Genomic DNA, 7,650 nt, shown 5'->3' on the forward strand with positions numbered 1-7,650 from the left:
GCGTCACTTCATCTTGCACTCGGCCGCGTAGGTGTCCTGGTAGTTGGTGAAGATCTTCTCGGCGATCTGCGTCTCGAACTTGCCGTCGGGCCGCTTGGCCGCCTTGACGAGGTAGAAGTCCTGGATCGGGTAGTGGTTGTTGCCGATCTTGAAGCTGCCCCGCAGGGACGTGAAGTCGGCCGCCTTGAGGCCGGCCCGCAGGCCGTCCTTGTCCTTCAGGTTGCCCTTCACGGCCTTGACCGCGCTGTCGATCATCAGGGCGGCGTCGTAGGCCTGCATGGCGTAGGTGCCCGGCACGCTGCCGAACTTCTTCTCGTAGGCGGCCACGAACGCCTTCGATTGCGGGTTGTCGAGGTTCGGCGCCCAGTTGGCGCCGCCGAAGAAGCCGACCGCCGCGTCCTTCTGGGCCGGCAGCGTGCTCTCGTCGACCGTGAAGGCGGACAGGAACGGCACCTCGCCCAGGCCCGCCTGCCGGTACTGGCGCACGAGGTTCACGCCCATGCCGCCCGGCATGAAGGCGAAGACCGCGTCGGGCTGGGCCGCCGCGATCTGCGCGAGCTCCGCCGAGAAGTCGAGCTGACCGAGCGGCGTGAACATCTCGTTCACGACCTCGCCCTTGTAGGAGTGCTTGAAGCCGGCGAGCGAGTCCTTGCCCGCCTGGTAGTTCGGGGCGAGCAGGACGAGGCGCTTGTAGCCCTTGTTCTGGGCGTACTTGCCGAGCACCTCGTGGACCTGGTCGTTCTGGTAGGACGAGACGAAGAGGTTGGGGTTGCACTCCGGGCCGGCGTAGTTGGAGGTGCCGGCGTTCGGGCTGATCAGGAAGGCGCCGCCATCCGCCACCGGCCGCACGATGGCCCGCAGGACGTTGGAGAAGGTCGGCCCGACCACGAAGTCGACGCGGTCGCGCTTGACGAGCTCGCGCGCCTTGTTCGTCGCGACGTCGGGCTTCAGCTCGTCGTCGACCACCACCACCTCGGTGTCGAGGCCCCCGAGCCTGCGGCCCAGGGTCTCGACCGCCAGCATGAAGCCGTCGCGGCCCTGCTCTCCCAGAACCGCCGAGGGGCCGGAGAGCGTGAACATCAGGCCGACCCTGAGCTTGCCGTCCGCGCCCTCGGCGGCGGCACCTCCCGCCAGCATCGTCGCGCCCGCGAGCGCGGCGCCAAGGCGGAGGGCGGCGGTCCGGATCGGCATCATCCCAGGTCCCCTTCAGGTGTCGCGTGCGTCGCCCGTGGCCCGCCCCTCGCGCCGGGGCGTCGGGCCGGCTCGCGCCCGGCCCCGCCTCCAGCCAATTACTTTACGCATGAAATATCGTCTGGCAACCGTCCGGCGGAAGAATTCTCGGGTGACCGTTGTTTGTGCAATGCAGCGAGGCACAATGCTGAAATCATGGACGAAATCTTCGCAGCGGACGCGGCGACCCGGCACCGGCCGGCTCGCCCCGGCGGCCGGCCCGGCCCCCGCGCGCCCGACCCCGAAACCGCCGCTTGCACCGAGATAGTTTAACTCTAAAATATCTCGCGGCCCGGCACTCGCGGCGTCTTCAGGAGGAGCCCCCATGCGCATCACGGTGATCGGCGGCGGCCCCGGCGGCCTCTACTGCGCCCTCCTGACGAAGAAGCGCCGGCCCGACTGGACCGTCGAGGTGCGCGAGCAGAACCGCGCCGACGACACGTTCGGCTTCGGCGTGGTGTTCTCCGACGAGACCCTGCACGAGTTCCTGTCCCGCGACCGGCCGTCCTTCGAGCGCATCCGGCACGCCTTCTCGTACTGGGACGACGTCGCCATCCACAAGCAGGGCACGGTGATGCGCTGCGGCGGCAACGGCTTCGCGGGCATCAGCCGGATGCGCCTGCTGCACATCCTCCAGGAGCGCTGCCGGGAGGAGGGGGTCGGGCTGCATTTCGGCGAGAGCGTCCCGCCGCAGGAGATCGCCGCCCGGTACGCCGATTCGGACGTCGTGGTCGCGGCGGACGGGATCAACTCGCGCATCCGGGAGCATTTTCGCGAGAGCTTCCGGCCCGAGGTCGAGCTCAAGGCCAATCGCTTCTGCTGGATGGGCTCCACCCGGCCGATGGACGAATTCAACTACTTCTTCCGCGAGACGCCGCACGGCATCGTCTGCGCCCACACCTACCAGTACGAGCCCGGCCGCTCGACCTGGGTGTTCGAGATGGACGAGGCCTGCTACCGGGGCCACGGCTTCGTCGAGACCGACGAGGAGGGCTCCCGCCGCACCCTGGAGGCCCTCTACGCCGAGGAGTTGCAGGGCCACGGCCTCCTCCTGAACCGCTCGACCTGGCGGCGCTTCCCGCGCATCTTCTGCCATCACTGGTGGCACGACAACATCGTGCTGCTCGGCGACGCCAAGGCCTCGGCGCACTTCTCCATCGGCTCGGGCACGAAGCTCGCGATGGAGTGCGCCATCGCGCTCTCCGACGCCCTGGTGGCCGAGGCCGGGACGAGCGTCGAGGCCGCCTTCCGGGCCTACGACGCGGCGCGGCGCACGCCCTGCCAGGTCGTGCAGCACAACGCCGACGTCTCGCTCGCCTGGTTCGAGCACATGGGCCGCTCCTGGGACATGGGCCCGGAGCAGTTCTCGATGGTGGTGATGTGCCGGGCCAAGTCCATCACCTACGACAACCTCGTGGTGCGCGACCCCGCCTACGTGGCGGCGGTCGACACGGCCTTCTACGAGCAGCTGCGGGCCGGGACGGGCGACGATTACCGCGAGTCCCGGCCGACGCCGATGTTCACGAAGTTCCGCCTGCGGGGGATGGAGGTCGCGAACCGGGTCGCGATGGCGCCGATGGCGCAGTACGCGGCCGACGAGGACGGCAATCTCACCGACTGGCACTTCGTGCACTACACCTCGCACGCGCTCGGCGGCCCCGGCCTCGTCTTCACGGAGATGACCTGCCCGTCGGCGGACGCCCGCATCACCCCGGGCTGCACCGGGCTCTGGACCGACGCGCACGAGGCGCAGTGGCGCCGGATCGTCGCGTTCGTGCACGCGCACACGGCGGCCCGGATGGTGATGCAGCTCGGCCATGCCGGCCGCAAGGGCTCGACCCAGCTCGGCTGGGAGCGCATGGACCGGCCGCTCGCCGACGAGGCCCGCAACTGGCCGATCGTCTCGGCCTCCGCGATCCCCTACATCGACGGCGTCAGCCAGGTGCCGGCGGCCCTCGACCGGGCCGGCATGGACCGCATCCGGGACGACTTCGTGCAGGCGGCCGCGCGGGCCGCGCGGGCGGGATTCGACATGCTAGAGCTCCACTGCGCCCACGGCTACCTGCTGGCGTCGTTCCTCTCGCCCCTGACCAACACCCGCGACGACGAATACGGGGGCGCGATCGAGAACCGGATGCGCTACCCGCTCGAGGTGTTCGGCGCGATGCGGGAGGTCTGGCCGGCCGAGCGGCCGATGTCGGTGCGCATCTCGGCGACGGACTGGGCCGAGGGCGGCATCTCGGAGGCCGACACCGCCGCCATCGCCGAAGGGTTCGCGCAGGCGGGCTGCGACCTCGTCGACGTCTCGGCGGGCCAGACGGTGGCGGGGCAGCGCCCGGTCTACGGCCGCATGTTCCAGGTCCAGTTCGCCGACGCGATCCGCAACCACTCGCGCATGGCCGTGATGGCGGTCGGCGCCATCACGGAGGCCGGCCAGGTCAACACGATCCTGCACACCCGCCGGGCCGACCTCGTGGCGCTGGGGCGCCCGCACCTCTGGAACCCGAACTTCTGCCGCCAGGCCGCCGCCTGGTACGACGCCCGGAACCAGGCCTGGCCCAAGCCCTACCTCGCGGGCCGCGACCAGGCCCACCGCGAGCTGCCGAAGCTGCGCGAGCAGGAGATCGGCTTGCGCCGCAAGGCCCGCCCGCGCCCGATCGAGGCGGGACCGGCCTGAGCGCGCGTCTCCGGCGCGGCGGGAGGGAAGCCGCGCGCCTCAGAGGTAGCTCGCGAGGTTCAGCTTCGAGAGGATGGAGGTGGTCTGGTAGCTGGCCTGGAGCTGCGTCTGGAGCGTGAGCAGCTTGGCGGCGACCTCCTCGGTCGAGACGGTCTCGGTGTCGTCGACCGTCTTCTGGAGGATCACCTTCGTGGCGGCGCTCTGGCTCTTCTGGGTGTCGAGGGTGCTGGCGGCGAGGCTGAGCTCGGTCGTCATCTGCTCGAGCGTCTGCGCCCCGCCGTCCGGCCGCAGCAGGCCCTGCACGCGGCCCGCATAGGCGGCGAAGCGGGTGTTGTCGGTGTCGGTGCTGCCGAAGCTCGTGCTCGCCAGGACCGCGAACCCGGTCAGGGCCGCCCGCAGGGCGGGCTCGTTCGCCTGCGCGCCGATCGCCACCGACTGGTCGCGGGAGACGGGCACGAGGGCGGTCTGGCGCGGGTCGGCGGAGGTGTCGTCGCCGGCGTACCAGATCACGCTGCGGCCGCTCGGGTCGGCGACGTAGCCGGTGGCGTTGCCGGCCGGGTCGGTGGCGACCCGGCGCGGGCTGAGGCCGGGCGACGAGGAGGCGGCGAAGAAGTCGCCCGCCGCCCGGGTGGCGGAGCTCGCCGCGAGCGCGGTCGTGGCGGTCTGGTCGAGGGCGGCCGCGAGGGCCGTCCGCACGTTGGCGGCGGTCTCGGCGGGCGTCGACCCGATCGCGAAGCGGCCGGCCGCCGGGGCGGCGGCGGCCGTGAGCGTCAGGGTCTGGCTGGTGCCGTCGCGCAGGCCGACCGTGACCTGCACCGAGTCGCCCGCCCGGAGCGCCGCCCCGACCGTGAGGGTGGCCGCCCCCGGCGTGCCGCCGGCAAGGGTGGCGGCGACGCCCGGCGGGGTGGCGCTCTGGGCGCCGACGACGGTCTGCCCGCCCAGCGCCGCCGCGAGGTTCCGCGCGCTCGCGGCGGCGTCCGCCCCGATGGCGAAGCTGCCGGCCCCGCCGGTCGCTCGCGCCGTCAGGTCGACGAAGCCCTGGCTGCCGTCCGGGTTCTGCACCGTCACCCGCACGATGTCGCCCTCCGCCGGCTGGCTCGCGAAGCCGAGGGTCGCGGCGGCCGGTGCGCCGGCCGGGGCGGTGACCGACAGCCCGGCGGGGTTCGAGCTCGTGACCGCGCCGATGGTGAAGCCGAAATTGGCCCGCACGGACGGGTCCGGGCTCTCCGACAGGGTGACGCTGCTGCCGGAGGCGGCCAGGGCGAGCCGGCCGGTCCGCGGCGTCCCGGTCCCGAGATCCGCGGCGTTGCGCTCGGCGATGAGGGCCGCGACGCCGTCGAGGCCCGAGGCCGGGTCGCCGCCCAGAATGCGCTCGGCGCTCGCCACGGGCGCCCGGTCGGTGGCGCGGCCGCCGAAGATGTACTGTCCGCCGGAATTCTGGTTGAGGGCGTCGAGGGCGCCGCCGAGCCGGCCGGCGGCGATGTTCTGGAGGCTGCCGCGGGCGGTGGTGCCGGCCCCCGTCAGGTTGTTGCCGAGGTCCGCCCAGGTCGAGGAGGCGAGCGTCGCGACCTGCTGGACGCTCGCGGTGGCGAGGGACACCCGCGTCGTCGCCCCGGCCGCGGCCGCGATGTAGCCGTCGAGGCTGCTGATCTGGGCGTGGGCGCCGAGGCTCGCCGTCCGCCCCGCGCCGAGGCCGCCGTAGGTCTCGGCCGTGCGCCCGCTGCCGAGCTGGCCCGAGAGGTCGTTGAGCTGCGCCTTCATCGCCACCAGGCGACGGGTGTTGAGGTCGCTGGCGGCGGTCCCGGCCGCGAAGGGGGCGATCGTCATGGTCCGGCGTCCTGTCCGATCAGATCTTGAGCAGGGTGTCGAGCATGTCGCGGGCCGCCGTCAGCACCCGCGCGTTGGCGCTGTAGGCGGTCTGGAGCTGGATCAACTTCGCCATCTCCTCGTCCACGCTGACGCCGGACTCCTTGCCGAAGCGGCTCTGGGCGGTGGAGAGCGCGATCTGCTGGCCCTCGTCGAGCTGCTGGGCCTGCGCGGCCCCGGCGCCCTGCGCGTCGATGATCCGCTGCGCGAAGTTCTGCACCGAGGCGCTGTAGGGCGCGCTCACCCCGCCGATGCCGCTCGCGGCCGAGAAGGTCGTGCTGCGGCTCGTCAGGGCGTCGTAGAGGAATTGCGGCCGGGCCGCGTCGCCCGCGGCCGTCTTGTCCCCGTAGGCCACGAGGGCGGTGCTGTCGGCGCCGACCGCCGGGTTGACGGCGAGGCGCTGGGCGAGGCCGGTCAGGTGGGAGCCGCCCTCGAACGAGCCCGTGAACACGCCGTTGCCGAAGCCCGAATCGACGAACAGCGGCAGCTGGCCCGCCCCGGTCCGGGTGTCGGCCGCGCTCGTCGGCACGGTGACGGAGGCCGAGACGCCCGTGAGCGTGGCGCTCCCCGAGGTGATCCGGACCGCGCCCGCGGCGGCCCCCGGCACCCCCGAGACCGCGTAGCCGCCGCCGAGCGCCGCCGCGATGCCGGCCGCGAAGGTCGCTGGCCCGCCCGAGATGTCGAACGTCGCCACCCGCGCCGTCGGGTCGGCGGTCTGGGCCGGGTCGATCGCCGCCGGCGCGTTGCCGGCCGTCGGCACCAGGATGACGTTGCGGGTGAGGCCCTGGCCGTCCCGCAACGCGATCGTCACGGCGTTGCCGGCCTGGAGGCCCCTGAGGTCGATGTCGAAGCCCGACGCCCCGTTCGCCGCGGCGGGGGTGCCGGCGACGTCGCGGTCGCTCAGCGAGCGCGCGAGGCCGGCCGCCAGGTCGTCGAGCTGGCGCTGGGCCTGGACCAGGGTGTCGTCGCGCAGCGCGAGGGCGGCCGCGATCGAGCCGGAGCGGAGCGCCCCCGTCGCCACGAGGTCGATCTTCGCCCCGGCCGGCGTCGTCGCCGTCACGGTGCCGACGCCCCGGGTCGCCGGGTCCATGGTGAACACGGCGCCGGGCGCGAGGGTGCTGCGCCCGTCGAAGCCCAGGGCCGTCGCCGAGCCGTGGTCGACGAGCGTGACGCCCGAAGTGGTGAGGAGCGTGACCGAGCCGTCGTGCAGGGCGTTGACCTGGACGTCGAGGTGCTGCGACAGTTCGGTGATGCGCGCGTCGCGCTGGTCGAGGAGCTCGGCCGCGTTCGCGTCGCCGCTGGCATTGCCGGTGACGGCGACGATCTTGGTGTTCAAGTCGGCGATCTGCGACAGGAGCTCGCTGGCGGAGCCGACGTCGCCGCCGAGCTGCGATTCGAGCCCGCTGCGCAGGTCCTGCACGCCGCCGGCGATCGTGGCGATCCGGCCCGACAGCGACTTGGCGTTGCTGACGACCGTGCTGCGCGCCGGCGCCGAGCTCGGGTCGCTCACGAGCGCCTGGAGCGACTGCGCGAAGCCGTTCATCACCCCGTCGAGGGCGGTGGCGCTGCCGGGCGTGCCGTAGAGGGCGTCGAGCTGCCCCTGCACCTTGGCGGTGAGGCTGGTGTAGGCCGCCCCCGCGGTCTCGAGCCGCAGCTGCTTGAGCGAGACGGTGTCGAGCACGCGCGCGACGGCGCCGGTGCTGACGCCGCCGTTGCCGAGCTGCGCCACCGGGTTCATGACGCGCTTGACGTAGCCCGCGGTGCCCGCGTTGGCGACGTTCTGGGCGACGAGGCCCATCGCCGCCTGCGTCACCTGCAGGCCGGCCGTTGCGGTGTTGAGGGCGTTCAGGGACATCGGGGCTCGCGGGGGCGGGGCG

At 72.8% G+C, this 7,650-nt stretch carries 4 protein-coding genes; 1 reads left to right on the forward strand and 3 read right to left on the reverse strand.

The window, feature by feature from the left end; genetic code table 11:
* Positions 1-3: 3 nt before the first annotated feature.
* The gene (locus DT057_RS02375; protein ID WP_128560522.1) at positions 4-1,194 is read right to left on the reverse strand and encodes an ABC transporter substrate-binding protein; all 1,191 of its coding nucleotides are present in this window, start codon (positions 1,192-1,194) and stop codon (positions 4-6) included.
* Between the two features lie 361 nt (positions 1,195-1,555).
* On the opposite strand from DT057_RS02375, the gene DT057_RS02380 reads away from it, so the two are divergent.
* Positions 1,556-3,907: an oxidoreductase gene (locus tag DT057_RS02380; RefSeq protein ID WP_128560523.1), complete on the forward strand. Its 2,352-nt coding sequence runs from the start codon at positions 1,556-1,558 to the stop codon at positions 3,905-3,907.
* 39 nt (positions 3,908-3,946) lie between these two features.
* Here DT057_RS02380 and DT057_RS02385 read toward each other — a convergent pair whose 3' ends face one another.
* Both DT057_RS02385 and flgK read right to left on the reverse strand, forming a co-directional pair.
* Complete coding sequence (locus DT057_RS02385; protein WP_128560524.1) at positions 3,947-5,734, reverse strand: hypothetical protein; 1,788 nt, start codon at positions 5,732-5,734, stop codon at positions 3,947-3,949.
* Between the two features lie 19 nt (positions 5,735-5,753).
* The gene (gene flgK / locus DT057_RS02390; RefSeq protein WP_128560525.1) at positions 5,754-7,628 is read right to left on the reverse strand and encodes a flagellar hook-associated protein FlgK; all 1,875 of its coding nucleotides are present in this window, start codon (positions 7,626-7,628) and stop codon (positions 5,754-5,756) included.
* Between the last annotated feature and the right edge of the window lie 22 nt (positions 7,629-7,650).

Origin of the sequence: Methylobacterium crusticola (genome assembly GCF_003574465.1) — a bacterium.
In the GTDB taxonomy this organism is placed as follows: Bacteria; Pseudomonadota; Alphaproteobacteria; order Rhizobiales; family Beijerinckiaceae; genus Methylobacterium; species Methylobacterium crusticola.